The sequence below is a fragment of the Streptomyces sp. NPDC031225 genome, assembly GCF_055570355.1.
Window position 1 is genome coordinate 148396 of sequence record NZ_JBVIHJ010000016.1, and the last position, 26458, is coordinate 174853.

Below are 26458 nucleotides of genomic sequence, written 5' to 3' on the forward strand. Positions count from 1 at the left end.
GACCACCACTGGGCCGAAGGTGAGCAGGAGCGCCTGTATCTGCTGTACGTCGTCGGTGCTGCGAGTGATGAACGTCGGCGGGCCGAAGTCCAGATGTGCCCGACGTCTGTGCGCGGCAGGCCGTTGTCGATCAGATCCGTATTGATCGTCGGCAGATACAAGGTGGCGGCGACGCTGACCGACTGGAAGACGGTCACACCGGCGAATCACCTTCGATGCTCGGCGAGTTGAGCGCGGACCAGGCGCGTCGGTCAGGCTTTCGTAGGAGGTGCTCAGGCGATGACGAAGCTGGGGTGCAACAGTCCGGCGGGGTCGTACTTACGGGCCAGATGCAGCAGTCGGTCACGACGCTCGGCGTCGAACAGTTCTGCGGCGGCGCGTCGGTCGGGTCGTCCGAGAGTGAAGTTCGGCGAGCTGCCCACGGCGGTCCCGGACCAGCCGGCAAACAGTTCATCCTGCAGCGCCCGCGCGCTTGCCGCGTTCGACCTGGTGGTCGGGGACACCACACACAGCAGGTACGTCGCCTCGCGGTGGCTGACCGCGTTCGGCACCCTCGGCGGAGTGGACAGCGCCCCACCGAGATGACGAACCGAAATGATGGCGGGAACCGACCGGCCTGGCGCCGACAGGGCGATGGTGTCGCGGAGGCGTTCCTCGTCGATCGCCCGCAACAGGACATTGTCGGCGACGTACGCATGCGGCTGATCCGGTTCGCTGAAGACGGTGTCGGACCGCCGGTACGGGATCTCCTGCACACCGTCGTACGCGGGTTTCAACGCCCGCAACGGGGCCACCAACTCGTCTGCCTCCGCAGCCGAACCCAGGTGGGCGATCTGGACATGGGCCATGTGCCGCTTGGAAACGTCGAGTGTGGTCAGCGCCGAAGTCATCTCCGAGGGAAGTGTCGCGGTCCAACGCAGCCAGGTTGAGACCACCTCCGGCGTCTCGTCCAGGTCGAACATCAGACCGCCCCCGACCAGCCTGGCGACCGGCATCAAAGACATCTCCAGCGCGGTCACGATGCCGAAGCTCCCTCCACCGCCGCGGAGCGCCCAGAAGAGGTCCGGCTCCTGGTGTTCCGAAACCCCCAGCAGGGAGCCGTCGGCGGTCACCAGCTCCAAGCGCGTGACATGGTCCGCCGCGAAGCCGTAGCGACGAGCCATCAGCCCGACGCCGCCACCGAGCGTGTAGGAGACAGCGCCGACACCGGGCATGCTCCCGGACAGCGGTGCCAGACCGTGGCGCGCGGCGGCCTCGATGACGTCGCGCCACCGGGCTCCGGCGCCCACCCGTGCGGTGCCGGCACCGGGGTCGATATCGACACCGTCCATCCTTCGCGTCGACACCAACACACCTTCACCGGCCAGCGGGTTGGCGAGCCCATGTCCCGTGGCCTGGACTGCGATCGGCGTACATGACTGCGCGGCGTGCCGGACGGCCGCCACGACGTCGGCGGCGGCCCGTGCCGCGACCACGCGGGCCGGCTGATGGTGCTCCCGCAACTGGAAGCCGGCACGGTGCTCGTCGTACTCGGCGGACCCTGGGTGGTACGCCACCGGTGATTCGGCGTCGGTCGTGTGGGCACTCATCGCGAGCACCTTTCTGGATCGGGGGGTGCGTGCGCGTACCCACGGCGAACAGGCAGCTCCTAGGTACGTCTCCACCACCAGCCTCACCGGAATATGCGCCGCATCGTGTCGCAATTCCTGAAAAACTTGGGGTGTGACGCCAGACCGCTTCTTCACCCTGATGCTGCTCCTCGCATCGAGGGATGCAGTGACCACACAGGAACTCGCCTCGGCGCTCGGGGTGTCCCTGCGAACCATCACCCGGGACCTGAACTGGCTCCGCGACGCCGGTCTGCCGGTGACCGCACAACGGGGCCGCCTCGGAGGCGTGACCCTGCTGCCCGGGTCCGGGCTCGACCTCACGCGACTCACGCCGGACGAGCGTGATCATCTCTCGCTCACCGGGCTGGACGAGAAGCAACGTGCGGAGCTCAACGCATCGGTCGAAAGCCGCCGCGCGCTCTCCAAGATCGCCGCTGCACAGTCACGTCGAGGTCATGAGCTCCTGCCGCTCACCGACGTGGTGCACGTGGACAGCCGTCCCTGGCTCCAGACACGAGCTTCCGGCACGACTCCGGCTTCGCTGATCGGCTCAGTGCGGCGAGGCCGGCGGCTGCGGATCGAGTACGACAGCCCGCGCGAGTCATGCCCACGCGACCTGGTCGTGGATCCCTACGGGCTGTTGGCCAAGGCCGGCATCTGGTATCTCGTCGCCGACTGTGCCCGCGTGCCACGGATGTACCGACTCGAGCGGATCACGACGTGGAAAGAAGTCGACCAGCCACGACGGATCCGCGAGAGCCAAACCCTGGCCAGCGTCGCTGCAGCGCTCGTTGATCAGTGGGAACACAACCATGCGATAGAGGTCAGCGCCACCATCGACCACACCCAGATCGAGCGAGCGCGACGGCTCTTCGGCCAACGACTCGTCCGGGACGACCATGAAGAATCCGCCACCGGCCACAAGGTGACGATCCGCTTCCTGCACCTGGAAGACGTGCGAGCACTACTGCCGTTCGGGAGTGCCATCACTGTGCACGGCCCCACCGAAGCCACGGCTCACCTCAGCGCCCTCGCCACCAACCTTGCCCACCACTATGCGCCGTCACCAACGCCCTGACCAGCACCAACTAGCCAGTACCTGCATAGGTCCCGCCCCGCACACCTGCATCGCCTGACCACCGCCGACAGTGGCCGCTACGAATGCGCCACGCGGCCGAGACCGGTAACCACCACCTGTGGGGCACCGACGACCTGATGGCGCAAGGTGAAGCACATCACCGTCTGTTCCCGTTGGCCCGTACCCGACCGACGGGTTAGGTTCCAGCGATCACGGGGCAGGACGTCCTCACCTCCCGAGCGCAGATCTCCCTTTCGCACCTCCTTTGACGAGAGATACAGGACATGTCTGCTCAAGAACGCGCACATCAACCTCCTCGCCGCGTCGGCGTCGTGGCCGAGTCCGTCTCCGGAGAGACGCGGGTCGCCGCGACCCCGGCGACGGCACGGCTGCTGCTGGGCCTCGGCTACGAGGTCGTCGTCGAGTCGGGGGCCGGCGAGGCCTCCGGTTTTGACGACCAGGCGTACGCCGACGTCGGCGCGGGGATCGGCGAGGCCTGGGACGCGGACGTCGTCCTGAAGGTGAACGCCCCCAACCAGGCGGAGATCCGCCGGTTGCGGAGGGGCGCGGTCGTGGTCGCCCTGCTGGCCCCGGCGCAGAACCCCGAGTTGCTCCAGGCACTCGCCGACGCCGGGGTGACAGCGCTGGCACTCGACGCGGTGCCGCGCATCTCGCGGGCCCAGTCGATGGACGTGCTGTCCTCGATGGCGAACATCGCCGGCTATCGCGCGGTCATCGAGGCCGCGCACGTCTTCGGACGGTTCTTCACCGGGCAGGTCACCGCGGCGGGCAAAGTGCCGCCGGCGAAGGTGCTGGTGGCCGGCGCGGGCGTGGCAGGTCTCGCGGCGATCGGCGCCGCCTCCAGCCTCGGCGCGATCGTGCGCGCCACCGACCCCCGTCCGGAGGTCGCGGACCAGGTGAAGTCGCTGGGCGGCGAGTACCTGCCGGTGAACGTCGCCCAGGAGGCGAGCACCGACGGCTATGCCAAGGCGACCTCCGCCGACTACGACCGCGCCGCCGCCGAGCTCTACCACGAGCAGGCCGGGGACGTGGACATCGTCATCACCACCGCGCTGATCCCGGGGCGGCCCGCACCGCGCCTGCTGACGGCCGAGGACGTGGCCGCGATGAAGCCGGGAAGCGTCATCGTCGACATGGCCGCCGCGATGGGCGGCAACGTCGAGGGCACCGTGCCCGGCCGGATCGTGGTGACCGACAACGGCGTGACCCTCATCGGCTACACCGATCTGGCCTCCCGGCTTCCGGCCCAGGCCTCGCAGCTGTTCGGCACGAACCTGGTCAACGTGCTGAAACTGCTGACCCCCGACAAGGACGGGCAACTGGCGATCGACTTCGACGACGTCGTGCAGCGGGCGGTGACCGTGGTGCGCGACGGTGAGGTCACCTGGCCGCCACCCCCTGTCGCGGTCTCCGCTGCTCCTGCCGCACAGCCCGCGGCCGCACCCGAGGCGCCCGCACCGAAACAGCCGAGACTGACGTCCGCCCTGCGCTTCGGCCTGATCGGGCTCGGGATGCTCGCGATGTTCCTGCTGGTGGCCTTCGCGCCGGCCCAACTCGCCGGCAACTTCACCGTGTTCGCGCTGGCGGTGGTCATCGGCTACTACGTCATCGGCAAGGTGCACCACGCGCTGCACACCCCGCTGATGTCGGTCACCAACGCGATCTCCGGGATCGTCGTGATCGGCGCCCTGCTGCAGATCGGACACCAGAGCTGGATCGTCACCACGCTGTCCTTCGTGGCGATCCTGCTGACGAGCGTCAACATCTTCGGAGGTTTCGCCGTCACCCGCCGCATGCTGTCCATGTTCTCGAAAGGCTGAGCCGAGATGACCTCCCTGACAGCGTCCCACGCGGCCGACCTGGTCGCCGCCCTGCTGTTCATCCTCAGCCTGGCCGGCCTGTCGCAGCACCGCACCTCTCGTGCCGGTGTCGTCTACGGCATCGCCGGCATGGGCCTCGCCCTGGTGGCCACCGTGGTCGTCGCGGCGCAGAGCATCACCGCCGGAGCGGTCGCGCTGATCGTGCTGGCGATGGCGCTCGGCGCGGCGATGGGCCTGTGGCGGGCCCGGCGCGTCGAGATGACGCAGATGCCCGAACTCATCGCCGTCCTGCACAGCTTCGTCGGCCTGGCCGCGGTGCTGGTGGGCTGGAACAGTTACCTGGAGGTGGAGTCCCACGGCGCGGCGCAGGACGCGATCGGTGCCGACCTGCTGGGCATCCACCACGCCGAGGTGTTCATCGGCATCTTCATCGGCGCGGTCACCTTCACCGGCTCGATCGTCGCGTTCCTGAAGCTGTCGGCGCGCATCAAGTCCCGGCCGTTGATGCTGCCGGGCAAGAACGCCCTGAACATCGGGGCTCTCGTGGCTTTCGTCGCGCTGACCGTGTGGTTCACGATCAGTCCGAGCCTGCCCCTGATGATCGCGGTGACCGCGCTGGCCATGGCGCTCGGCTGGCATCTGGTCGCCTCGATCGGCGGCGGCGACATGCCCGTCGTGGTCTCCATGCTGAACAGCTACTCGGGCTGGGCGGCGGCCGCGGCCGGCTTCCTTCTCGACAACAACCTGCTCATCGTCACCGGCGCGCTGGTGGGCTCCTCCGGTGCCTACCTGTCGTACATGATGTGCAAGGCGATGAACCGGTCCTTCCTCTCCGTCATCGCGGGCGGTTTCGGCATCGAGGCGCCGTCCGGCGGCGCGGAGGAGCAGGGGGAGCACCGCGAGGCGCGGGCCGCGGAGGTGGCCGAGATGCTCGCCCAGGCCCGCTCGGTGATCATCGCCCCCGGCTACGGCATGGCCGTCGCCCAGGCCCAGCATCCCGTCGCGGAGCTGACGCGACAGTTGCGCGGGCGGGGGGTCGAGGTTCGCTTCGGTGTCCATCCCGTCGCCGGGCGCCTGCCCGGTCACATGAACGTGCTGCTGGCCGAGGCGAAGGTGCCCTACGACATCGTCCTGGAGATGGACGAGATCAACGACGACTTCGACGGCACCTCGGTCGTCCTGGTCATCGGCGCGAACGACACCGTCAACCCGTCCGCGACCGAGGACCCGGCGAGCCCGATCGCCGGGATGCCGGTGTTGCGCGTCTGGGAAGCCGAGCAGGTCGTCGTCTTCAAACGCTCCATGGCCTCCGGTTATGCGGGTGTGCAGAACCCCCTGTTCTTCCGGGAGAACAGCAGCATGCTGTTCGGCGACGCCAAACAGAGCGTGGAGGAAATCCTGCACGCACTGGGCGCCGACAGCCGACGCGACGCGGCACAGGCTGCGCAGCAGACGACGGTGCCCAGTCGCTGACGAGTCCGTTGCCGCGCTCCAGCCCGAGCGCGGAGGGGCGGGGATCGGTGGGCGAGCCCCGGCGGTCGTGAACCGGCTTCTGCCCCACCTCGGGTTCCGGCGTCCGCACCTCTCGCTCGCCACCCCGCTCAGGCGGATCCGGATGGACGATCACTGCGGAGGGTGCCGCGGATCGCTCTGCGCTGGCTCACGGTCGTGTCGCCCCAGACCCCGTCCGCTTCACCGTGGCGGACGGCCCAGTCACGGCAGGCGAGGAGCACCGGGCACCGGCGGCACACAGCCCGGGCACGCGCCGTCGCAGTGTCCGTCTCCATCAGGGGGAAGAACAGTTCGGGGTCCTCGCCCACGCACAGCGCCCGAAGGCGCCAGGCAGAACCATGATTTTCGATCGATGGTGTACGAGCCATACCGCACCTCCGCGGTCCGACCAGGGCACAGGTGTGAACGTGGCTTGGAAGCCACGGTCCCGGCAGAGGTGCACGACATCATATTCCGCATGGCCGAAAGAAGGCCATAGTGGACTTTCGCGGCACAGTACGTCGTGGCCCGGCCCGAGCGACGTAGGCACGGTGGGCACACGTTCGCCGGCATGAGGCGCGGGTTTCGCACGGAAGGCTGTCTGCGGGTCCCCGATCCTCCGAGGACGCGCAGACAGCCGGCCCCGGGTTCGTACGGGTGCCGACGGCCCGGGGGAGTGGCTTTGGATCGCGGTCAGGAGCCGACGATGCGGCGCACGTTGTCGACGGCACCGCAGTCTGCCTTCAGATGACGCTCGCGCTCTTCCAGGAACGCCTCGCCCAGTTCCTCGCGGCGCTCCATGGCCACGTTCTCGCGTGCGCCGTTCAGGATGGTGCGCTCCTCCTCGTCGGCGTGGTGCGTGATGGCCTGCACGAGTTCTTCCAGCTTCTCATCCCACTTCTCGGAGCCGACCTCATCGACTTCCAGGAGTTCCAGGAGCGCCTTGTTGCCCTCCTCGTGCTCCTCCTCGCCGTGTTCCACCTCGTCGTCGTCGATCTTCTTGTATCGCTTCAGAGCGGGATACACCTTCGCCTCTTCCGCCAGAGCGTGGGCGATCAGCAGATCGGAGAACTCCCGAAGAGCGGCAGCCCGGTCGGCTTCGACGCTGCGCAGCAGGTGAAAGAGATCCTCCATCTTCCGGTGGTCCTGGAGAATGAGTTCAACCACGTCTCGGGTCTGCGCCATGGGGGTAGGCATCACTTTCGTGCGGGGGTCCTTGCAGGAATCCGGCTACCCCGTCCTGCGGTGTTCAGCGGTACGTCCTGATCGAATGACGAGCAGCCCGTTCTCCGGCTCCGCGCTCGCGTTCAGGCCGGCCTCCAGATCGCCGCCGATGATCGCGGTTGGTCCGGCTTCAGTACGGCCGCAAAATCTCGTGCTCGTTCAACGCAGCCTCCTACCGCGCCAAGACAGCATCCAGGCCGGCCAGGACAAGGCCGGCGAAGTCCCGGGCTTCATCCGGATCACCCCGCTCGCAGGCCGCACCACCTCGGCCACGCCGCTGCGGACGATGTGAAGGGAGTCTCATTGCCCCCATGGCCGTGTGCATGCTGCTGGCCGTGCCCGTCTCCACCCGGATTGCCGCCCGCGCGGGCAATGCCACAACGTTCCGTGTCGCACGGGAGTTGCCGCCGTGACGCTCCCCGCGCCGGGAGCGGTCCACGACCGGCTGGGGGACTATCTGGTGGCCGGGGCCGCGCTCGGGACGGCGTACGGTTTCGCCTTCGCGTCGCTCGGCGGGCTCGTCGTCGACGCCGTGCCCGCCGAGCAGACAGGCGCGGCCACCGGCGTCAACACGATCCTCCGGACCATCGGCGGCGCGGCGGGCGCCCAGCTCGCCACCGCGATCGTCACGGGGTCGGCGGGCGGCGGCTCGACGGTGCCTACGGAATCCGGGTACAGCACCGCGTTCTACGCCGCGGCGGTGGCGGCCGCGGCTGCTTTGCTGATCTCCGTCGGGGTGAGGGGAGGTGGCCGGTCCCCGGCGCCGCACAGCCCGACTGGTACGCACGTCCCGGGCCGGTGAACCGAGGGGGCACTGTCGTCGGCACGGTTCCTGTGTCCGGCACTCCCGAACGCATCCGGGGTCCGATGACAAGTACAGGGTGAGACCGTCGTGCGGCGGTCGGAAACGGAGACTCGGTGAAACCGGATGAACCGGGAAACCGGCGCCGCGGCGGGCGCCGCCAACGCGCCGGCGACCATCACGGCGCCGCCAGTGACCATCACGGCGACAGTGGGCCGAACGGTGCCGGTGACGAACACGGCGACAGCGAAGCCCAGTTGACGCGGTCGGCGCACGGTGACTCGGCGGCCTTCACCCACCTCGTGAAGACCCATTCCTCCGCCCTGCACGGCTACTTCGCCCGGCGGATGCCCGCCGCGTCCGAGGATCTGCTCGCCGAGACCTGGCTGCAGGCGTTCGCCGCCCGCCGCACGTTCGACCCGGCGCGCGGTTCGGCACGGGGCTGGCTGTTCGGGGTGGCCCACAACGTGCTCAACCAGCAGCTGCGGCGGGCGGGACGGCAGCAGGAGCCCGCGCCGGGGCCGGATGTCATCGACCCCTGGCAGGTGGTGGACCAGCGGCTGGACGCCGCCGCGATGGCCCCCGCGCTACGCCGGGCGCTCGCCGAACTCCCGGTAGAGGAAAGAGAGTTGCTGCTTCTCATCAGCTGGGAGCAGCTCAGTCCGACCGAGGCCGCCGCTGTCGTGGGGATCCCGGCGGGCACCGCCCGTTCGCGGCTGCACCGGGCCCGCGGCCGACTGCGCGACCGCCTCACGCTGCCCCGCCCGGCGGGACGGAACCTGACCGCGACGGGAGACCTTGCATGACCACGTACGACGACACGGAGGCGAACGGTATGAACGAGCGAGGCGCACTGCTGGACTTCCCCGGCGCCGATGAACTGGCGGCGGCGGGCCACGTCGAGCCCCTGTCGGAACGGGCGTTGGCCAGGATGCTGGCCGAGGTCGAGGCGGCCGTGGCCACGGAGGGGGCGGCCGTAACCGCCAAGGGGGTTACCGGCATTGTCGTCACAATGCCACAACGACGGCTGTTCGGGCAGCAGTTCGGGCGTCGACGGGCCCTGATCGGGCTGCTGACCACGGCCGCGGTGGCGACCGGCGTGGTGACGTACGCGAACAACGGCACGACCTCGGCGGGCAGGGGCACGCACAGCGAGGCCCGCGCGAACACCGCGACCGTCTTTCTGGACGACATCTCCACGGTGGCCGCCAGCCAGTCGGCTTCCTCGGGGAAGTACTGGAAGACGCGGACAACGGTCGGGACCACGTACATCTCGCAGTCCATGAACTACTACGTCGTCAACAACGGGAAGGTCTACAAGAAGGGGCTACGGCCCGACTGGCAGGTCGGGCCGAAGGACCTCGACTGGAAGGGGATGGAGCAACTGACCACGGATTCGGGCAAGTTGCTCGACCTGCTGCAGTCCCCGCCGCGGCCCAAGAGCATCTCACCCTTCGACCAGGCGGTCACCCTGCTCACCGACTCCCCGGCGAGCCCGAAGCTGCGGGCCGGGGTCTTCAAGGCGATGGGCGGCCTGAAGGGCGTCAAGCTGCTCGGCCAGGTCAAGGACAGTACGGGGCGCGGTGGTACGGCAGTTGAGTTCGCGGAGGCCAAGAGCCTCGGCCAGGTGATCGTCGACCCTAAGACCAGCGCGATCCTGGAGTACACCTTCACGTGGACTGCCGGGCCCAGCAAGGGCAAGGTCACCCACCAGACGTTCCTGTCGACGGGCTTCACGGACAAGCTCGGCTGACCTGGGGAGGGGTGGGGGTGGATGGGTGGGGGAGTCATCCCCCACCCGTCCTTACCGCTAGTAGGACTCCCTTAGGTTGTTCTGGCTCTCTTTGGGCTGGTGGCGGGTGTTCTGGGCAGGGGCAGGTGGTGCAGGTGCCGGTCCAGCAGTTCAGCAGGTCCTGGATGGTGTGTCGGCGGCGGCGGCCTGGGCGAGGCGTCGGGATTTGACCCCGGCCGGCCGCACCCGCAGGGACAGGAAGTGCGAGCGCATCGGTCCGCGGGAGCCTTCCCGCCAGGTCACCTCGGTGAAGGCCTGCCGCCCGTGGCCGGCCGCGAGTGCGGCCACCGGGGTCGGCTTGTCGCGGTAGCGGGGCTGCGGCTTGCGGCCGTTGCCGGACCAGACGGGGGCCGTGGGCACCGCATCGTGGGGGTGAACGCTCACATCGGAGCGGATCGCCACCACGTGACCGATGCGGCGACGCTCCAGCCCGTCGCGGAAGTCGGCGTTCTGCCCGTAACCGGCGTCGGCTACCAGCACCGGCGGCACCAGACCCCATCCCGCCAGCTCATCAATGGTGTCCAGGGCCAGGCGCAACTTCTCCCGGTGCCCGATCTCGTCCGGGATCCCCGTGTGCGGCCCACCTCTGCGGAAGCCGGCCCTCGTAGCGGTGACTGAGCTCAATGATCACGCACAACGGCCCGGGGGTGAATCCCGGGCCGCTGGTTACGTGAGGCAGCCGGCGCCCGACAGCTGTCGCCGGTGGCCGGCCGAGCGTCGGCCGGAGCCGACTCGGCCATGGGCGTTCACGTCAGCGCTTGGTCGCCTTGGCCAGGGCCGGGACGAACTTCAGGGCGTCGACGGTGCCGACGCCGGTCGCGAGGTCGTAACCGTTGACCGCCTTGTAGCCGGTCACGCCCTGGTAGCTGTTGTTGGTGCCGTCGTTCACGTCGACGATGCCGTTGGCCTTGGCGTTGTGGGCATAGAGGGCGTAGAGGGCCTTCTGGATGTTGCCCACCCGGTGGCCGCCCGCCTGGTCGGCGAGGGCGACGATGCCCGAGAAGAGCGGGGTCGCCTCGCTGGTGCCGCCGTAGACGTCCCAGCCGACGGTCGTCGGGTCGAAGCTCGAGTAGACCCACGCTCCGCCGTTGACCGCGGCGGTCATCGAGATGTCCGGGGTGCCGCGGCGGGAGCCGACCTTGCTCTTCACACCGTCCTGGAAGGAGGGGCGGGTGAAGACGTGGGACTGGCCGCCGCCACCGGAGCCGTAGTCGTTCCAGGCGCTGTCCGCCTTGACGCGGTTGCCCTTGGCGTCGAGGTGCAGCTGGGTGCCGCCGATCGAGGTGACCAGCGGGTCCGAGGACGGCCAGGAGTTGACGCGCTTGTTGTAGTACGTCTTGCCGTCCGCCTGGAGGTCGGTCGCGCCGCCGTCACCGGAGGCGGCCAGCACGGTGACGTGCTTCTTGTCGGCGTCCTTGAAGGCGTACCGCAGGTTGTTGATGCTGGAGAAGTTGCCCTTGCCGAAGCCGGGGAAGGTGTTCTCCGTGGCGCCGAAGCTCTGGCTGATGACATCGCCGACACCGTGGTCGATCAGGTACTTCTCGGCGTTCATCATCTCCGGCAGACCGGTGGTGCCCTCGGTCTCCGAGACCGCCGTCTCCACCACGACGATCTTCGCGGCGGGTGCCACCGCGTGCGCCATCTCGACGTCGAGGGTGGTCTCGCCGGCCCAGCCGGTCATGTCGGAGTTCTTGGGGTCGAAGGCGGGCACATGCCCCCACTTGACGACCTTCACCTTGGTGCTCGGAAGCCCGAACTGCTTGCTGTAGGTGTCGAGATCGTGCTGCACGGTCGGAGAGCCGTACGAGTCCACGATGACTATGGTGCGCCCCTTGCCCGTGACTCCCTTGCGGTACAGGGCGTTCAGGTCGTACGCGGCCCGGTACTGGAGCGGGTTGTAGCAGTTGATCTGCCACTGGGCCTGGCACTGCGCGCTCGTGAGCGGACTGCTCACCCCGCGCACCAGGGCGTGTCCGACGACGGCCGGTACCACCTTCGTGTGCGCGGCGGCGGGTGCGGCGGCGCTGACGCCGGCCGGTGCGGCGGCCGTCAGTGCGGCGGCGGAGAGGGCGGCGACCGAGGTGGCGGCCGCGAGGCCTCTCGCGCAACGGGATATGTCCATGGATCCTGCCTGTTGATCGGTGATCTACGCGCATCCCATCGAACGAATCATGGACAGAACAAGACCGTTGAACGGACGATGCCGAACCCTTTACTCCGCGATGGATCGCCCCTGTGACGCCTGTTCTTCGGCTGTATCCCCTTCCTCGCCACAAAGTTCGGCCCAGGGATACGGCATGCGGGGTATGCGGCGGTGACTTCAGTCCAATCACCGCCGGCTTCTCCTGGTCCGCGACTCCGCCTTCCAGCTCAGCGACCAGTTCAGCGAACCGCACGGGCGACTACTACGGCTACTACGACTACTCGACATACACATCGACAGCGTCCAGGCCGGCGCCCGCGCCACCACCACCGCCCTGCGCTCCGGCTTCCGCGTCGACCAGACGAGCGTCACCCTGGCGAACGGTGCACGCACGCCCACGGCGGCACCGCCTCCTCCCTCACCCTGGACAGCGGCGAATACGTGACGAGCACCCAGCGCCGACCGCCCAGGTCACCCCGGCATCCGGGCCCTCGGGGAACGTGTGTACGGTGTGCTCCTCAGTGATCCGGAGTGGCCGAAAACCGCTCCCTCTCCTACGGAGTCGCCACCGTGCGGTCTTCCCTTCGTGCGGCCACAGCCTCAGGCGCGGCCCTCCTTCTCTCCATGCCGGCGGCCGGGCACGCCCTTGCCGACGACGGTCCCTCCGGTACCGGCGCGGTCGGTGCGGTGAGCGTCGTCGAGCAGGTGGACTCCGTCACCGGTGCCGCGGAGGCGCAGGACGCCTCGGGCGCGTACCGGGGTGACGTCCTCGTCCGCTTCACGCCGGTCGCCGACACGGGCTTTCACTTCGAGGCCGGCACGGGCAAGGCGGCGTTCACCACGCGCGACGGGGCGGGCAACTACAGCTCGGTGACGGTCAGTTCCGTCGGCACCGGGTACTTCAGGCTGGACACCCGGAATCTGCCGGACGGCCTGAACACCCTGGACGTCACGCTCACCGAGACCCCGGACGACAGCGCCTCCGGGGCCGCGGACCAGAGCGTCGGCGGCACGGTCGCCCTCGCCGTCGCCAACCCCTCAGCGGTGTTCACCTCCCCGCAGGCGCACGCGCTCGTGTGGGGCGCCACCACCTACACCGTGAACGCCCTGGCGGCCAAGGGCGGTTCACAGATCGATCACGTCGACTTCTACGAGACGGCCCTGTTCACCAAGAGCAACAAGCCGCGCGCCACAGACGACACCGCCCCGTACACGTACACCAGAACCTACTCAACCATGGCGGGCCACCCGCTCGTCGAGGCCGTCGCCGTCGACAAGGACGGCTACCGCTCAGCCCCCGCGTGGCTGGGTGTCACAGCCACCCCCGGCCCGACCGTGAGTGCCACCACGGTCACGCCGAAGCTCGCCCACGGCGGCGCCGACTCGATGGACGTCGAGTGGACGGCCGCCGTGCCCTACGGCTGGAACCTGACGACGAACGACCCCAAGTACTACGAGGTGTGGCTGACCAAGGAGGAGGTCGCGGTCGACGGCGCCACCGTGCGGTCCTACGCCGACGGCGACAATCCGTTCTCCCCGCTCCAGGTGCGCAGCGAGGGCCACTACGCGAGCACCGAGTGGGGCGACGGCCTCGACACCTCGGCCTGGTCGGTCGGTACCCACACCGTCACCGTGACGGTCACCGACAGCACGGGCGCGGTCGGCACCTCGTCCCTCACCGCCGTCGTGACCGCAGACAAGCTCACCGCGACCGCGCCGGGCAGTGTGGTCCTCGGCCAGAAGGCGACGGTGCACGGTCTGCTCACCACCGGCACGGACAACCCGCTGCCCTCGCGCACGGTCTCGCTCCAGGCCCGGCCGGCCGGCGGCACCGGCTGGAAGACCGTCGCCACCGGCACGACCGACGGCAACGGCCTCGTCGCCCTGACCACCACGCCCGCCCGCAACGAGAGCCTGCGTCTGGTCTCCGCCGCCGGGACGAGTCCCGTCTCGGCCGCCGTCAAGGTGTCGGTGTCGCCCAAGGTGACGCTCAAGGCGTCCGCGACCAAGGTCAAGCGGGGTGCCACGGTGAGGTTCACCGGTACGGTCTCCTCCAAGGAGACCGGCGCCAAGGTGAAGCTGCAGGTCTACCGGGGCGGCGCCTGGACGACCCTCGCCACCAAGACCCAGTCCGCCACGGGCCAGGTTGCCTGCACCGTCACCGAGAAGACCAAGGGCAGCTACTCCTACCGGCTGCTGACCGTGAGCACGGCCGGTTTCGCCGCCGCACACAGTGCCTCGCTGAAGGTCACCGTGAGCTGAGTGACCCGCTCCCGGGCGGACGGGACGGAGCCTGGGGCCCCTGTGTGCCGTCTTCCTGTACGGGCTCAGTACGAACGGCGGAAGCGGTTGGGTCGCAGGGTGAATGCCGTGAGGCGATCCGGCCGGCCGAGCGCTTCCCCGACCTGTCCCAGGTGCTCGAACACGTGAGCAAGCCGCCGATTACCGACGGCGACCTGGCCGACCGGGGACGGCAGGCGCGTCTGTTGGTCGCACACCCGCATGTGGTCTGCAACGTGTCGCGGCTGATCACGGAGGCCGACCACGACAGGTGGACCGTGGACGACATCCGCCCGCCGATCGCTCTGCCGGCTCGCGGTGGTGTCGGCCCGACGGCATACGGTCCGGGCACGCACCGTGGCACTGTCCGTCTCCACCACGGGGGAAGAACGGTCCAGGGCTCTCGCCCGCGCGCAGCGCTCGGACGCGCCAGGCAGCGCACCTCCGCTGGGGCTGCGACGCGATCGCGATGGGCAGTCCCACCTCAGAGCGTTGGCAACGACGGACCGACCCTGGCGTCATGCGTACGGATCGAAGCCGATCCCAGACGGCTTGGAGTGGTCGAGGGCGTACTGGAAGTCGCCGTCGTCGATCTTCAGCGTGGCGGAGCCGAAGTTGGCGGCCACGAGCTTCTCGCGGAACCCGGCGGGATAGCCGTTCCAGCCGACCAGCCGCGGGAAGAACCAGCCGCCCGTGGCGTTCTCCGGCGGCTCGTCGTTGCCGCTCGCGAACCGGAAGCAGTGGGTCGAGACGCCGTCCTTGTGGTAGACGATCTTCGGATGGGTACCGTCGAAACGCACCGCTGAGCGCGCGGCCACCTGGTAGCCCGAGTGCTGGGACACCGACACGTACTGGACCTGGTCGCCCGAGACCCACACCACGACATGCTCCCAGTCGTGGGTGTGCCCGATGGCCGCGGGACCGAGTGTGGCCTGGTCCTTCTCGAAGTAACTGGCGTACATCACTGCACACCAGCCGTTGTTGCACTTCGCCCGTGAGTACGTGTTGGCGTTGGCCAGTTGGGCGTAGTCGTGGCACTTGCCGTTGACGTCGCCGCCGAGCTTCAGCCCTGGGTTGATCGTGCCGTCGGCCCCGATCGCGGCAGTGGCGTAGCAGCCGTCGCCGTCGTAGTCGTAGGCGGGGGAGAAGGTCTGCTCCAGACCGTCGGCGTTCTGCGGGAGCAGGGTCAGGACGTTCGCCTGGGCGGTCGCGGGGATCGCCACGACGAGTGCCAGTGCACCCAGAGCGGTGATGAGGGATCTCAACTTGCGCATGCCGTACCCCTTGTTCAGCAGTAGAGGTTGCCGCCGGGGCTGACCCCGAGGATCGACGTGAACCGGTTGTAGGCGTCGACGCGGCTCTGGACCTGGGCCGGGTTGCGGCCGTCGCACTCCAGGGAGCCGTTGATGGAGCGGATCGTCTGGCCGAAGCCGGCCTGGTTGACCATGGCGTTGTGCGGGGTCATGGTGCCGGGGCCGGACTGGGTGTTCCAGTACCACAGGCCGGTCTTCCAGGCCACGGCCGAGTCGTTCTGCACCAGCCAGGGGTTGTTGAGCAGATCGATGCCCAACGCGTCGCCCGCCGCCTTGTAGTTGAAGTTCCACGACAGCTGGATCGGGCCGCGACCGTAGTAGGCGGCCTGCCCGGCCGGGCAGCCGTACGACTGGTTCCAGTCGCAGTACGTCGGGTAGTTGGCGGTGTTCTGCTCGACGATGTACACCAACCCGCCGGTCTCGTGGTTCACGTTGGCGAGGAAGGCCGCCGCCTCCTGCTTCTTGACCGTGTCGCTGCCCGTGGTGGCGAAGCCGGGGTAGGCGCTCAGCGCCGCGACCAGGCCGCTGTAGGTGTAGAAGGAGTTCCGGTTCGGGAACATCTGGTTGAACTGCGCCTCGCTGACGGCGAATCCGGACGGCGTGCTCCCGCCTCCGCTCGCGGGCGCGTTCCACTTCTGGTTGGCGGTTCCGGCGCAGGTCCAGATCTGCAGCCGGGTGCCGTTGGCGCTGTTGTTGTCCCGTACGTCCAGGCATTTGTTGGCTGCCGGGTTGACGATGTCGCGCGCGCCGGAGACCACCCACTGCTGGTTGGCACCGCCCGAGCAGTCCCACAGCTGTACGGCCGCCCCGTCGGCGGTGCTGCGGTCGGCGATGTCCAGACACTTGCCGAGCGCCCGCAGGGTCCCGTCACCGGAGTTGGACCAGATCTGTGCACCGGTGCCGTTGCAGTCGTAGAGCTGTACGGCCGTGCCGTTGGCGGTGGACGCGCCGGCCACGTCGACGCACTTGCCGGCGAGGCCCGTGATGGTGCCGGAGGCGGCATGTGCGGGTGTCACCGCGAGCAGCGCGGTGAGCACGGCGCCGAGGGCGGCGAAGACCGCGAAGCGACCTCCGCGGAGGGATACGGACATGGGTGAGCACGCTCCTTGAAGGGTGTGGGGGGGGACCGGGAGGCCGCCCCCCGTCGAGGCGGGGCGGCCTGCGGGCGTCGCTTTACGGGTAGCTGGTCAGATTTGCCACGTTGGACGCGGAGTTGGAGGGGCCGCCGGTGCCGTTGACGACGTGCCGGATGGTGCCGGTGCCGCCGAGGGAGACCGTCACCATGCTCTGGAAGCGCACGCCCGCCGTGTTGGGCGCCTCGATGGCCCGCTCGGCTGCCACAGAGGGGTTGACGTTGAAGTAGCAGTAGCTGCCGAGACCGTAGGCCTGGTGGCTGGTGACGGAGTCGGCGACCTTGTAGGCGGCGTAGCCCTGGGTCGAACCATTCGTCCAGGCCGCCTGGTTGGGCGGGTCGTAGGGCATCTCGTTCTGGTAGAAGTACGTGCGGCCGCCGTTGCCGTTCCAGATGGTCTGGTACTTCTGGTAGTGCTCGACGAACAGGCCGTACGCCGTGACGTTGTCGCCGTTGACGACGAGCCCGGTGTCCGCGGTGTTGCTGGTCCAGCCGACGCCGCTGCCATGGTCGGCCCGCCAGATCCACATGTGGTCGCCGATGACGTTGTCGCTGTTGATGACGAGGCTGGTGGTCGCCTTGCCGATGCCCGCGCCGCCGACGCGGAAGTACACGTCGTGCAGGGAGGTCGGGTTCGCGGTGTGGGACGCGGAGGAGCCGGCCGGCCCGACCTCCATCAGGGTGGGCGAATTGGTGGTGCCCGCGTCGAAGAGGACACCTGCGACCTTCACCCCGTCGACGTCGGCCACCCTCATCGCGGTGACGCCGTTGTCCGGCACCAACGTGGCGAGACCCAGGCCGAGGACCACGGTGTCGGGGCGGCTGACCTGGAGTGTCTGGTTGAGGTGGTACACACCCGGGGTGACCAGGAGGTTCTTGCCCGCCGCCAGGGCCGCGTTGATGTCCGTGGCACTCGCGCCCGGCTTCACGACGTAGAAGGTGTCCAGGGAGAGGGAGTTGCCCGACGGGGAGCCGTTCGCCCAGCTGGTGCCGGTGGAGTTGGACCGCACCGACGGCACGAACACCTTGTAGGCGCCGTCGGCGTCGACGTACAGGAACGGCTTCTCCCGGCCGACCGGGGACTGCGCGACCGTGGTGTGGGGCGGGTTGGGGAAGGTGGTGCCGGGGACGCCCTGGCTGCCGACGAAGACCATGTTCCAGTTGGCGCCGGTCCAACTGCCGAGCTGGGAGTTGCGGGTCAACCACTGTTGCTGGCTACCGGAGTTGACCTGTCCGTCGATCTTCGTGTCGGCGAGGAGACCCCCGCTGGACCAGCCGCTGTCGTCCAGGGCGAGGTTGCCGCGCAGATGCATCCGGCGGTAGGCGGCGGCCTGGGAAACAGCCCAACGGTCGCTGCCGCCGGTGGGGTTGACGGAGAGGTTCTCGGCGCCGCGCCAGAAGTTCTGGGTCGCGTTGCCCTGGAACCAGTCGGCCTCGGCGTGCACCGCGCCGTTGATGGTGACGGCGTCCGGGGTCAGGCCGAGCCCCGCGACCTGGGTGTAGAAGCCGACGTTGGCGTCCGCGGTGTAGGAGCCGGGCTTGAACAGGACGGCGTAGCGCTGGGAGCCGAACTGGTTGGTCTCCTGCTGCTGGAAGAGCGAGTTCAGCTTCGACTGGATCGTCGAGGACGACATGGAGGGGTCGAAGACCGTGACGTTCGGGCCGAGGTCCGGGTTCGTGGCCGACGGGGTGACCGGGACCACCTGGAAGCGCTGGGCCGCGCTGCCGTTGCACGTGTACTGCACGAACTGCACGCCGTCGGTGGTCGAGGCGCCCGGGTCGTCCAGGCACTTGCCGCTGTTGCGGTTGACGAAGTGGTAGGCGCCGCCGCCTTCGTGGACGGGCAGCCACTGCTGGTTGGCGCCGCCGCCGTAGGCCCAGAGGTGCACGGGGGCGTTGTCGGCGGTGGAGACGTCGGCGACGTCGACGACCTGGGCGGTGTTGTTGCGGTTGTCGATGCGGACGTAGCCGTCGCTGGTGGCGGTGAAACTCCACTGCTGGGCCGTGGTGTTGTTGCACGCGTACTGCTGCACGACGGTGCCGTTGGCGGTGGCGGCCGACCTGGCGTCCAGACACCGCCCGCTTGCTGCGTTCATGACAGTCGAGAAGCCGGTGGGCGGTGCTGTGGCGGCGTAGGCGGGGGCGGGCAGGGACGTCAGGACGGATGCGGCGGCGGCCGTGACGAGCAGGGCGGCGCCGGATCTGCGAAGGCGTGTGAGGGTGGGCATGCGCAGAGCCCTTCGTGGGGGGCGAGGTGTCTGGCTGACCTGTGAACCTAAAGGTCTGTACCATTTAGGTCAAGGGGTGAAGTAAGGTTTGAGGAAAGGGGGTTGGTGGGGGCGAGTGTGGGACGCCCACGCCAAGAGCCACGGTGTCCTCGTCGGCTAACTGCGCATCCAGTAGAGCCGCCCATCCCACATCACTCAGAGCCTCTTCGCCGAAGAGGCCGTCTGCCCGGTGATCGTCTCCTGCTCTATCGTGCCCGGGGCCCGTGCTCCGACCAGGTTCATGCGCAGCGCGGCATCGGTGTCAAGTGATCGGCGCACTCGGGCCGCGCGCAGGGCGACGCGCACACCACCCTGGACTTCTCCTCGTCAGCCATGTCACCGCGCCCGGCGGCGATTTCGGCGAGTACGCCAAGCTCGGTGACCTGGCGGACACGGTGCTCGGCACCGCCATCCCGCCCGGCGACGCGGTCGTACCCACCCCGAGCGGAGCGACCGCGTCGATATCCACGATCTGTTCCGCCTACCTGTGGAATCTGCTGTTGGCTCGTCTGGGCCGAGTCCCCGTAGGCCAGCAGGAGTCCCTCCCTCTCTGGCGCAGCTCCAACCTCCCCGACGGAGACGTGACCAACCAGCGTCACTTCGACGACTACCGGGCGGCCATCCCGATGCTGTGAGCCGTCGAAGTGTACGGAACCCCTCGATGAGATCTGTCCGTGCGATGACTGCGTCGGCGAGAACACCACCGATGCATGTGCGCGAGGCCTGCGCGTAGTTGTGGCAGCCGCTACGGCGACCGGTACCGCAGCCAGCAACGGGACCGAGCCCTGTCGGGGCAAGCTCCACGCCTGCGTGGGGGCGAGCTGCACGCCTGCGTGGCCCGGCCGCGTCGTAAAGGTGCGGCCGGACCCTGCGCACCCAGGGCACACCAGTGCGCGTCGGGCAGTGAGCCGGGGTATTGGCCGGGTCTCTACCGGGAGGCGAGGCGTCGCAGGACTGCCGAGGAGACCGAGGTGGGCAGGACACTCAGGGTACGGACCAGCGCGGTTGTCGCCCAGGGGAAGTACGCCTGCGCCGGTTCCTTCTCCAGAGCGCGGATGACATGGCGTGCCGCTCTCTCCGTGCTGACCTGGAAGGGTTTGGGCAGGCCGTCGGCGTTGACCCGGTCGGTCCCCACGAAGCCGGGGTGGATGCTGGTGAAACGGATTCCGTGGGGCGCCAGTTCGACGCGCGCCGTGTCGATGAGCGTGCGGGCGGCTGCCTTCGCGGCCGAGTATGGGCCTTGACGGGGGATGCCCATGAGGCCGGCCAGTGAGTTGGTGTGGGCGATCAGACCGCCTTGTTCCTGGCTTCTCAACTGTGCGATCAGCGGGATGAGGTAGTTGACGACGGTGTCGTAGTTCAACGCCATGATCCGGGACACGTCCGCGACGCTGACGTCGTCCATCGCCATGTCCGGTCCCTGGCCGGCGTTGAGCAGGGCGACGTCGACGGATCCGTACTCGGCGACGGTACGCGCCACCACATCGGCGGCCGCCTGCGGGTCCAGGGCGTCGGCGGCAATGTCCAGGCAGGTACTGCCGGCGGCTCGTATCTCCTCGGCCAGGGTGGCCAGTTCGGGGGCGCGTCGCGCCGTGACGACCAGACGGTTGCCACTGTGACCGAGTCGGCGCGCGACCTCCGCGCCGATCCCTGAGGAGGCGCCGACGATCAGAACCGTCCTGTCCGTGATGCGTGCCATGGTGTTCCTTCACTTACCGACGGGATGGAGAGATCCCGCGGGACGGCCGGTGCCGTGGTCGTATGTCGCCTCCATGATCACAGAACGTTCCAACTCGCAGTTCCCGATCTGTGGATGAGACGACCACTGCAGCCCTCGACGCCCTGTACTGAAGGCGCGGCGTCGCTCGGCAGGTGACGCAGGCTGAGAAGCCGATGTTGCCACGCCGGGGGTTCCCGTGCCCTCGAAGGGCTGCCCGGCGGGGCGACGGTGTCCGCCTCGTCTACGGCAGCGCCTGAGCTGGCCGGGCCATGGTCGTCCCCGCCCTCGCGTCGTCATCGCCTGCGTGCCGGCGGAAGCAGGGTGGCCGCCCGCTGTCGGCAGGTGTCCGCCACGGAGTGAACGCCTATCGCGGGCCCAGGCTGCCGCCCTGGTCGGTGCCTGGTCCGGTTCGCGAGAGGCTGACCATGGCGCGGTAGAGGGCGGTGGGCGCCGGTGCTTCGGGCAGCGGGGGGAGCGGTGCGCCGGGTGTGGCGTAGGAGCGGAGCATGTGGCCGACGAGGCGGCGCCAGGTGTCGGGGGCGGCGTCGCCGGTGGCGGCGATGACCCCGGCGTTGGCCATGAGCAGGATGACGACGTCCTCGTGGGTGAAGTCCGCGCGCAGGTACCCGGTGTCCTTGGCGCGGGCGGTGAGTTCGAGGAAGCGGTGGTAGGCCTCGGCGCGACGGGCCTCCAGTGCCTTGGCGGCGGGGAAGGTCATGGTCAGGACATCGGCGAAACCGCGGTCGGCGGCCTGCATGGCGCAGACGGCATGGAGGTATCCGGTGAAGCCGTGCCAGGGGTCGGGGTCGGCGAGTGCCGCGGTAACGGCGTCGACGTAGGCGTCCATGCGGTCGGCGAAGACCGCGTTGACGAGTTCCTCGCGGGTGGCGAAGCGGCGGCTGAGGGTGGCTTTGCCGACGCCTGCCTCGCGGGCGACGGAGGCCATGGAGGCGCCGAGGCCTTCGGTGGCGTAGAGGCGGCGGGCGGCGGTCAGGATAGGGAGGGGCATCCCCACCCGCCGAAGAGCAGGTGGGGATGCGAAGGCGTCGCCATACGAACCGGGATCCGTCGGGTCCGACCGGTACGGGGGGCCTGTCGGGGCTCAGGCGCCCGGGTGCAGACCGGGCCAGCCGGGTGTCGGGTCGCCCTTGACCTCGCCGAAGTAGAGGGCGAAGGTCTGCTTCAGCCGCTCGACCTGGGCCCGGTCCTCCATGAAGCGAGGGAAGCCGTCCACGTTGGCGTTCGGGTACTCCCAGATCGGCTTCAGGCCGGTGGGCGGCGCGATGTCGGTGCGTACCGACCAACTGTTGGAGGTCTGACGTTCGGTGGACAGCTGCCAGTTCACATAGAGCTTGGCCGCCGTGGGGTTGGCGGCCTGTTTCAGGATCGCGATCCGCTGTCCCCACCCTACGAACGGGTGCCCGTCGGGCATCATCCAGCGATTCGGGGTGGTGATGAGCGGGCTGCCGCCCGTGCCGACACCGATGATCTTTTCCTTGGCGGTGACCGCGGTGCCGGGGGAGAAGGAGCCGCGGGCGAACTGCGGTTGCTGGGCGGCGAAGTCGGCCACCCAGTCCCAGCCGTAGGTCTCCGCGTAGAGGGCGAAGAGGTAGAGCACCGCGTCGTCGTCGTGCGGGTAGGAGGAGGCGATGGCGCCCTTCCAGCGAGGGTCGACCAGGTCCAGCGGAGTCTGCGGCGCGTCGGCCCCGGCTGCCGCCACGTCGTACAGGTAGCTGAAGGCGATGACCATGCCGGCCACCCAGGCACCGTCCGGATCCCGGAACTTCTTGTGGAGCTTGCTGAAGCCTGCGGGCTTGTAGTGCAGCAGCCGTCCCTGGCGCTTCCAGCGGGTGAAGTCGTGCAGCGTCTGCAACTGCACCACGTCGGGCACCAGGGTGTCGGTCGCGAACTGGTTGTCTACGCGGGCGTCGTGGTACTTGCTGTAATCCACTATGAGGTCGAGGTTGATCTGCGGGAACCGCTGGCGGAAGGCGGTCCGGGCGCCGGCGCCGCTGCCGGAGTTGGCGAGGTCGCCGCCCGCGTAGATCACGAGCTTGCCGCCTTCGGCGATGGCGGCCTCGTACAGCTCGTCGAGACTCCTGCTCTCCTCGGGGCCGGCGCCGCGCGTGGTTGAGGTGGGGGCGGCCGCGGCGGGGGACGCGGTGGCGCCGAGTGCGCCGAGTCCGAGTGCGGCGCCTGCTCCGGTGGTCAGGAGGCGCCGTCGACTGGGGAGGCTGGTCACTGGGGTAACCCTTTCTGCGTGGGGGCAGGGATGTTCCCGGAGTACGGGCGGCGGACCGCCTCGGCCGGGACAACGGGAGCGGAAACGACCAGGCCGCTGTTCCGGTACGGCGTGCTCGACAGGCCCATATCAGCCCCGGCCTTCTCGCCCGGGCGTCCGTGGCCGTGGCTGGAGAACGCGGTGGTGATCTGCATGCCGGGACTGATGATCTCGGCGGCCAGCGGGCGGTGTTCGCGGGTGGGACAGGCTTTGACCAGCATCGTTTCCTCCTCGGCGGTGACGAGGGTGGCGGCCTTGTTCATGCCGCCGACCGGAAAGGTCGGGCCGGGAACTATGAATTCGAGCGTGCTCGTCAGGGCTCTTCGATCTTCGGTCGAGAACGGGGCTCGCCGGCCGCGAGCGGTTCACCCGAGGGTATCTGACTAGTCAGACGTTTTCGGGCTGGATGCGCGAGGTGTGACCCGAGTCGCATGCCGGCTGTGCGGTCAGGGCAGTCGAGGGGCACCCCGACCCCGGCTGCCGGGGCCGGAAGAGATCGGCTCTCGGCGGCGGAGGCGCCGGGGTTGGGGGAGGCACGCCGGCGTGCGGCCGGACGGCCGCATCCAACCTGCCGCGGTCAGCCGGACGGCAACAGTCGCCTCCTCAGAGCCTCCTCCAGCCCGCGCAGGATGGTGTCGTCATGGACAGAGGAACGCGCCAGGGCGTGCCATACGGCGAATTGGCCGTGCGGGCCGGTCCGCAGCAGGACGCCCGGCGTCTGGGCCGCCTCGCGCAGCCGGGTGGTATCGACGAGCCCCTGCGGTGTCGTAGCGCTGGGCGAAGTCGGCGCGGGCGTCGGGCAGCAGCGCGCGTGGTTGGCCCACCGGCCTGTCGACGCGGACGGTGTGCACATGGGAGCTGCCTCCGCCATGTCGGCGCGAAGCCGCGGCGAACTCACCGATGACGGCGAACCGGTCGGCCGAGGCTGGCGGCAGTGTCCCGCCGTCGTTCTTCAGCAGGACCAGGCAGTCAGCGGTGGGCTCGCGGGCCAGTCGGTGGTGCACGTCGGAGTGAACATGGGCAGGCCGGGGTCACTTCGGTGCGGACCGGTGCGGCCAGGGCGCCCAGTTGTGCGACCGCGGTGTCGACGACCGCCTCGTCCGGCGTGCCGGGGCGCATCGCTGCGGCGGCCTCCGCATCAGAGCCGTGGCAGGTACCGGGCATGTCCGGATCGGTCCCGGCCGGCAGTGCGGCGACGCGGTCGCTGACGGCATCCCAGTCGAAGACGACCAGATCGTCGAAGCCCCCCTCCTCGCGCAACACCTCGGTCAACGGCAGGCGGCTCTCGGCGGCCAAGGTGTCGTTGACCTTGTTGTAGGAGCACCTCGCGACTGCCGACCAGGTCTGTACGAGGCAGGCAGCGTCACCGTCCCGGTTCTCCCACGGGCCTGTTCAAGAGGCCACTTGGACCGGGAATTCGCAACTTCGACAAGGCTCGCAGAGGCAGCTACCTTCGCCTGGTCTTCGGTGGTCACCCACGGACACGCACGAGTTCCTCAGGCTGGGCCAGCAGCGACGGGATGAGGCGGTCAACGCCCCACGAACCCTCCCCTCGTGGGTGAGCAACCGAAGCGGATCCATGCAGGCAGCCCCAACCAGGGAGAGACGCATGCCCCATCTTGCTCTGTACACATTCGGCGTCCTGAAGTCCCCTCTCGCCGATCCCGCACCTCTCACACGCGACTTCTACGACGTTGGTGAGGCCGTCTACCGGAAGATCAGTCACCACCCCGGATACCTCGCGCATGCTGAAGCGGCAGAAGGCGACCGGGGCGCGCTCTTCGAGGCGGACTGGGGTCCATGGGGGGAGTTCGCCGTACCGACTTGGTACGGCAAGGGCCATACGCCGGAAACCACCGCCCTGGCCGCGACCCTCTCGCTCTGGACCGACCTGCGCCCAGCCTTCGACGCCGTCTACACCGGTCTGCACCGTGAGGCGCTCAACAGGCGTTACGACTGGTTCGAGAGGACAGGGCACTCAAATTACGTGTGCTGGTGGGTCCCTGACGGCGTGATTCCCATCTGGCGGGACGGGGTTTCCAAACTGGAGCACCTCGACGACCATGGCTCCGCGCCGCACGCCTTCACCTTCCACGACTCGTTCACGCCGGACGGAACTCCCACCAGGAGCAAAGGCGTCGGGCCGACGGGCGATGACGTTCGTTGACAAGTAAGCCTGAACGACGGGAATCGCTGTCAAACGCTTCGATTGAATGACGGCGAACAGTGGGGCGCCGTGCCAGCTCCGGCCGTCATCAGGCGAATTGGCTCTGTCCCAGCAGCGCGAGGCCCAGTGGCGTAATCGTGTGGCGGACCGCCTTGCCCTCCTGCCGGGTGGTGATCAGGTGAGCATTGCGCAGCACCGTCGCGTGGTGGCTCGCGGTCGCCGGCGAGATGTGCAGGCGGCGGGCCAGTTCCGTAGTGCCGCATCCGTTCACGGTCGCCCTCAGCACCGCTGCCCTGGTACGTCCCAGCAGGTCGTCCAGTGACTGGGCGGTGGACTCGCCGGCGCCTTCCCACAGTGTGGTCTCGAACGAGGTCCCGCTGAGCGTGGGAACGGCCAGAGTGGGTGCCCGGGCCGGGTCCAGTGGCGGGTGCAGCAGTTCGACCTGCTGTGTGGAGAACACCGTCGGCGCGATGACGAGGCCCCGCCCGTTCAGATGGACGTCCGCATCGTGCGGATGGACCACTTCGAGCACGGGCGGCCGCCAGCGGACCAACGGACCACAGAGTGTGGCGAGGAGCTGCTCGACCCCGCCGTCGGCCATCGTGCCCATATAGGCGTTCCGCACCTCGCTCAGGTGGGAGCGCACCCTGCTCCAGTAGGGGGCAACGGTGAGACCGTGGCAGGACCTGAGTGCCGTGGCGACCTCAAGGCGAGCTTCCCGGTCGCCGTCTATCAGGTTCCGGGCCCAGGACCGGTGTTCCGGATGGAAGTCGACGTTCTCCACTTCGAGACGCATCAGAGCCCGGGGAGCCGCCATCAGGTTGTCCACCGCCTCATCGATGGATGCCGTGTCTCCCATCAGGCTCATCGCGTCGATCAGCGGACCGCGCATGGGCATCAACGCGGCAAGCGGACCGGCCTGTTGGCCCAGACGTCCACGTACCGATACCTGCCAGCGACGGAAGGCAAGACTGGTGTCGCGGTCCTTCAACAGCCTCACGCTGTCGAACGTCTCCGCCGCCACGCCGATCGTCGTGGCCACACGGGTCCGCGCCAGGTCCTCCGCCGTGAAGTGAATGCGTTTCACCGAGCACCCCGTCGTCGCGTCACCACAGCCCACGCAAGTCTCAGTCCCGAACGGGAGTCGCGCAACGATCAATCTGGCCACAGCCAGTCTGCCCAGGATCACAGGACAACTGCCACCGACGCCAATGTCACGACCCCAACCCTCGACATGGTCGACAGGGGTGGGAGCGACGGCTGCCGCAGCATGATGGCAGAAGCCCCCGGGGCGGCGAGTCAGTTGAGGGCGGCGAG

The 26458-nt window shown here is 68.9% G+C and carries 24 protein-coding genes and 1 pseudogene; 10 read left to right on the forward strand and 15 right to left on the reverse strand.

Translation table 11 applies throughout. From position 1 onward, the window contains the following. Positions 1-272: 272 nt before the first annotated feature. Positions 273-1745 carry an FAD-binding oxidoreductase gene (locus ACZ48Z_RS26495; protein WP_468738377.1) on the reverse strand — a complete coding sequence of 491 codons (1473 nt, stop codon included), beginning with the start codon at positions 1743-1745 and terminating at the stop codon, positions 273-275. On the opposite strand from ACZ48Z_RS26495, the gene ACZ48Z_RS26500 reads away from it, so the two are divergent. From ACZ48Z_RS26500 to pntB, 3 genes are all read left to right on the forward strand, one after another. Further along, positions 1723-2688, forward strand: coding sequence for a helix-turn-helix transcriptional regulator (locus tag ACZ48Z_RS26500; protein WP_468738378.1), 966 nt, complete (start codon positions 1723-1725; stop codon positions 2686-2688). The genes ACZ48Z_RS26495 and ACZ48Z_RS26500 overlap by 23 nt on opposite strands. A 284-nt stretch (positions 2689-2972) precedes the next feature. Then, positions 2973-4529 (forward strand): Re/Si-specific NAD(P)(+) transhydrogenase subunit alpha, encoded by a 1557-nt coding sequence (locus tag ACZ48Z_RS26505; RefSeq protein WP_468738379.1) that lies wholly within the window; start codon positions 2973-2975, stop codon positions 4527-4529. Between the two features lie 6 nt (positions 4530-4535). Next, positions 4536-6002 carry a Re/Si-specific NAD(P)(+) transhydrogenase subunit beta gene (pntB, locus tag ACZ48Z_RS26510; RefSeq protein ID WP_468738380.1) on the forward strand — a complete coding sequence of 489 codons (1467 nt, stop codon included), beginning with the start codon at positions 4536-4538 and terminating at the stop codon, positions 6000-6002. Positions 6003-6130: 128 nt separating this feature from the next. On the opposite strand, the gene ACZ48Z_RS26515 is transcribed toward pntB, so the two are convergent. Beyond that, complete coding sequence (locus ACZ48Z_RS26515) at positions 6131-6409, reverse strand: WhiB family transcriptional regulator (protein ID WP_468738381.1); 279 nt, start codon at positions 6407-6409, stop codon at positions 6131-6133. A gap of 304 nt (positions 6410-6713) precedes the next feature. Further along, positions 6714-7205, reverse strand: a complete 492-nt coding sequence (locus ACZ48Z_RS26520) for a hemerythrin domain-containing protein (RefSeq protein WP_468738382.1) — start codon at positions 7203-7205, stop codon at positions 6714-6716. Between the two features lie 85 nt (positions 7206-7290). Between ACZ48Z_RS26520 and ACZ48Z_RS26525 the strand changes: the two genes are divergently transcribed. The 4 genes from ACZ48Z_RS26525 to ACZ48Z_RS26540 all read left to right on the forward strand — a co-directional run bounded on the left by ACZ48Z_RS26525 (position 7291) and on the right by ACZ48Z_RS26540 (position 9799). After that, positions 7291-7536 (forward strand): hypothetical protein, encoded by a 246-nt coding sequence (locus tag ACZ48Z_RS26525; protein ID WP_468738383.1) that lies wholly within the window; start codon positions 7291-7293, stop codon positions 7534-7536. A gap of 117 nt (positions 7537-7653) precedes the next feature. Further along, entirely contained in the window at positions 7654-8046 is a 393-nt protein-coding gene (locus tag ACZ48Z_RS26530; protein WP_468738384.1) for a hypothetical protein, read from the forward strand. A gap of 116 nt (positions 8047-8162) precedes the next feature. Beyond that, positions 8163-8852 (forward strand): RNA polymerase sigma factor, encoded by a 690-nt coding sequence (locus ACZ48Z_RS26535; protein ID WP_468738385.1) that lies wholly within the window; start codon positions 8163-8165, stop codon positions 8850-8852. Beyond that, positions 8849-9799 (forward strand): hypothetical protein, encoded by a 951-nt coding sequence (locus tag ACZ48Z_RS26540; protein WP_468738386.1) that lies wholly within the window; start codon positions 8849-8851, stop codon positions 9797-9799. Before ACZ48Z_RS26535 ends, ACZ48Z_RS26540 begins: the two co-directional genes overlap by 4 nt. Before the next feature lie 171 nt (positions 9800-9970). Here ACZ48Z_RS26540 and ACZ48Z_RS26545 read toward each other — a convergent pair. Beyond that, a pseudogene (locus ACZ48Z_RS26545) lies at positions 9971-10411 on the reverse strand (transposase); the annotation flags it as partial. A gap of 178 nt (positions 10412-10589) precedes the next feature. Then, on the reverse strand, positions 10590-11960 hold the full coding sequence (locus ACZ48Z_RS26550; protein ID WP_468738387.1) for a S53 family peptidase: 1371 nt from the start codon (positions 11958-11960) through the stop codon (positions 10590-10592). Between the two features lie 591 nt (positions 11961-12551). On the opposite strand from ACZ48Z_RS26550, the gene ACZ48Z_RS26555 reads away from it, so the two are divergent. Next, entirely contained in the window at positions 12552-14243 is a 1692-nt protein-coding gene (locus ACZ48Z_RS26555) for a hypothetical protein (RefSeq protein WP_468738388.1), read from the forward strand. A gap of 536 nt (positions 14244-14779) precedes the next feature. On the opposite strand, the gene ACZ48Z_RS26560 is transcribed toward ACZ48Z_RS26555, so the two are convergent. The 3 genes from ACZ48Z_RS26560 to ACZ48Z_RS26570 form a co-directional block, all read right to left on the reverse strand. Then, positions 14780-15535, reverse strand: a complete 756-nt coding sequence (locus ACZ48Z_RS26560; RefSeq protein WP_468738389.1) for an NPP1 family protein — start codon at positions 15533-15535, stop codon at positions 14780-14782. Positions 15536-15549: 14 nt separating this feature from the next. Beyond that, positions 15550-16665, reverse strand: coding sequence for a lectin (locus tag ACZ48Z_RS26565; RefSeq protein WP_468738390.1), 1116 nt, complete (start codon positions 16663-16665; stop codon positions 15550-15552). Positions 16666-16747: 82 nt separating this feature from the next. Next, positions 16748-18934, reverse strand: a complete 2187-nt coding sequence (locus tag ACZ48Z_RS26570) for an RICIN domain-containing protein (RefSeq protein WP_468738391.1) — start codon at positions 18932-18934, stop codon at positions 16748-16750. 305 nt (positions 18935-19239) lie between these two features. Between ACZ48Z_RS26570 and ACZ48Z_RS26575 the strand changes: the two genes are divergently transcribed. Then, a complete protein-coding gene (locus ACZ48Z_RS26575) occupies positions 19240-19608 on the forward strand; it encodes a phosphoheptose isomerase family protein (RefSeq protein ID WP_468738392.1) in 369 nt (122 codons plus the stop codon). Positions 19609-19901: 293 nt separating this feature from the next. Here the strand turns inward: ACZ48Z_RS26575 and ACZ48Z_RS26580 are convergent, their stop codons facing one another. From ACZ48Z_RS26580 to ACZ48Z_RS26605, 6 genes are all read right to left on the reverse strand, one after another. Further along, positions 19902-20672, reverse strand: a complete 771-nt coding sequence (locus ACZ48Z_RS26580; protein ID WP_468738393.1) for an SDR family NAD(P)-dependent oxidoreductase — start codon at positions 20670-20672, stop codon at positions 19902-19904. Between the two features lie 385 nt (positions 20673-21057). Continuing rightward, entirely contained in the window at positions 21058-21702 is a 645-nt protein-coding gene (locus ACZ48Z_RS26585) for a TetR/AcrR family transcriptional regulator (RefSeq protein WP_468738394.1), read from the reverse strand. Between the two features lie 93 nt (positions 21703-21795). Then, the gene (locus ACZ48Z_RS26590) at positions 21796-22935 is read right to left on the reverse strand and encodes an ABC transporter substrate-binding protein (RefSeq protein WP_468738395.1); all 1140 of its coding nucleotides are present in this window, start codon (positions 22933-22935) and stop codon (positions 21796-21798) included. Next, positions 22932-23237 carry a hypothetical protein gene (locus ACZ48Z_RS26595; RefSeq protein WP_468738396.1) on the reverse strand — a complete coding sequence of 102 codons (306 nt, stop codon included), beginning with the start codon at positions 23235-23237 and terminating at the stop codon, positions 22932-22934. The genes ACZ48Z_RS26590 and ACZ48Z_RS26595 overlap by 4 nt, the downstream gene beginning before the upstream one ends. A 314-nt stretch (positions 23238-23551) precedes the next feature. Beyond that, the gene (locus ACZ48Z_RS26600) at positions 23552-23827 is read right to left on the reverse strand and encodes a hypothetical protein (protein WP_468738397.1); all 276 of its coding nucleotides are present in this window, start codon (positions 23825-23827) and stop codon (positions 23552-23554) included. 116 nt (positions 23828-23943) lie between these two features. Then, the gene (locus ACZ48Z_RS26605) at positions 23944-24270 is read right to left on the reverse strand and encodes a hypothetical protein (protein ID WP_468738398.1); all 327 of its coding nucleotides are present in this window, start codon (positions 24268-24270) and stop codon (positions 23944-23946) included. Positions 24271-24583: 313 nt separating this feature from the next. Here ACZ48Z_RS26605 and ACZ48Z_RS26610 point away from each other — a divergent pair, with 313 nt between their 5' ends. Beyond that, entirely contained in the window at positions 24584-25141 is a 558-nt protein-coding gene (locus tag ACZ48Z_RS26610; RefSeq protein WP_468738399.1) for a DUF3291 domain-containing protein, read from the forward strand. A gap of 88 nt (positions 25142-25229) precedes the next feature. Here ACZ48Z_RS26610 and ACZ48Z_RS26615 read toward each other — a convergent pair whose 3' ends face one another. Then, entirely contained in the window at positions 25230-26228 is a 999-nt protein-coding gene (locus ACZ48Z_RS26615) for an ArsR/SmtB family transcription factor (RefSeq protein ID WP_468738400.1), read from the reverse strand. Between the last annotated feature and the right edge of the window lie 230 nt (positions 26229-26458).

What these genes read in the sequence shown, in the direction of transcription:
- ACZ48Z_RS26505 (WP_468738379.1), top strand. Translation starts at nt 2,973, where the DNA reads ATGTCTGCTCAAGAACGCGCACATCAACCTCCTCGCCGCGTCGGCGTC.
- pntB (WP_468738380.1), top strand. Translation starts at nt 4,536, where the DNA reads ATGACCTCCCTGACAGCGTCCCACGCGGCCGACCTGGTCGCCGCCCTG.
- ACZ48Z_RS26515 (WP_468738381.1), bottom strand. Translation starts at nt 6,409, where the DNA reads ATGGCTCGTACACCATCGATCGAAAATCATGGTTCTGCCTGGCGCCTT.
- ACZ48Z_RS26520 (WP_468738382.1), bottom strand. Translation starts at nt 7,205, where the DNA reads ATGGCGCAGACCCGAGACGTGGTTGAACTCATTCTCCAGGACCACCGG.
- ACZ48Z_RS26525 (WP_468738383.1), top strand. Translation starts at nt 7,291, where the DNA reads ATGACGAGCAGCCCGTTCTCCGGCTCCGCGCTCGCGTTCAGGCCGGCC.
- ACZ48Z_RS26540 (WP_468738386.1), top strand. Translation starts at nt 8,849, where the DNA reads ATGACCACGTACGACGACACGGAGGCGAACGGTATGAACGAGCGAGGC.
- ACZ48Z_RS26550 (WP_468738387.1), bottom strand. Translation starts at nt 11,960, where the DNA reads ATGGACATATCCCGTTGCGCGAGAGGCCTCGCGGCCGCCACCTCGGTC.
- ACZ48Z_RS26560 (WP_468738389.1), bottom strand. Translation starts at nt 15,535, where the DNA reads ATGCGCAAGTTGAGATCCCTCATCACCGCTCTGGGTGCACTGGCACTC.
- ACZ48Z_RS26565 (WP_468738390.1), bottom strand. Translation starts at nt 16,665, where the DNA reads ATGTCCGTATCCCTCCGCGGAGGTCGCTTCGCGGTCTTCGCCGCCCTC.
- ACZ48Z_RS26570 (WP_468738391.1), bottom strand. Translation starts at nt 18,934, where the DNA reads ATGCCCACCCTCACACGCCTTCGCAGATCCGGCGCCGCCCTGCTCGTC.
- ACZ48Z_RS26580 (WP_468738393.1), bottom strand. Translation starts at nt 20,672, where the DNA reads ATGGCACGCATCACGGACAGGACGGTTCTGATCGTCGGCGCCTCCTCA.
- ACZ48Z_RS26585 (WP_468738394.1), bottom strand. Translation starts at nt 21,702, where the DNA reads ATGCCCCTCCCTATCCTGACCGCCGCCCGCCGCCTCTACGCCACCGAA.
- ACZ48Z_RS26595 (WP_468738396.1), bottom strand. Translation starts at nt 23,237, where the DNA reads ATGAACAAGGCCGCCACCCTCGTCACCGCCGAGGAGGAAACGATGCTG.
- ACZ48Z_RS26600 (WP_468738397.1), bottom strand. Translation starts at nt 23,827, where the DNA reads ATGTGCACACCGTCCGCGTCGACAGGCCGGTGGGCCAACCACGCGCGC.
- ACZ48Z_RS26610 (WP_468738399.1), top strand. Translation starts at nt 24,584, where the DNA reads ATGCCCCATCTTGCTCTGTACACATTCGGCGTCCTGAAGTCCCCTCTC.